This is a genomic window from Megasphaera sp. MJR8396C (assembly GCF_001546855.1).
In the GTDB taxonomy this organism is placed as follows: Bacteria; Bacillota; Negativicutes; order Veillonellales; family Megasphaeraceae; genus Megasphaera.
Window position 1 is genome coordinate 3,988 of the sequence record NZ_KQ958199.1, and the last position, 323, is coordinate 4,310.

A 323-nucleotide genomic window follows, 5' to 3' on the forward strand; every position below is an offset into this window, starting at 1 on the left:
CCTCCATGAATTCTCCGGTGACGGCGGCATCATGCTGACCTCCTCGAACGGCTTGGAACGCATCAATTATAATCGTGACGGCAAGGATACCTGGTACGACTTAGGTGCCGGCTTGACGACAGAACTGAGCCCGGCCAGCAGCTTGTGGTTTGAATTTGAACGCAAGTTCAGTGGAACCTACAACAACAACTGGGAATTCAACGGTGGTATCTCTTGGAAGTTCTAAGGTGTAAGTTTTTAGATTCAGCCTTGCTTTTTTCATAAGACAAAAAATTACCCCTCCATATTCAAAATGAACTGCTACCCGTCAAGTAGACACTCGA

General features: G+C 46.7%; 1 protein-coding gene. It reads left to right on the forward strand.

Translation table 11 applies throughout. The features are described from left to right. On the forward strand, window positions 1–226 hold a 226-nt coding region (locus HMPREF3201_RS11915; protein ID WP_197408275.1), incomplete at its 5' end, for an autotransporter outer membrane beta-barrel domain-containing protein. Window positions 227–323 lie beyond the last annotated feature (97 nt).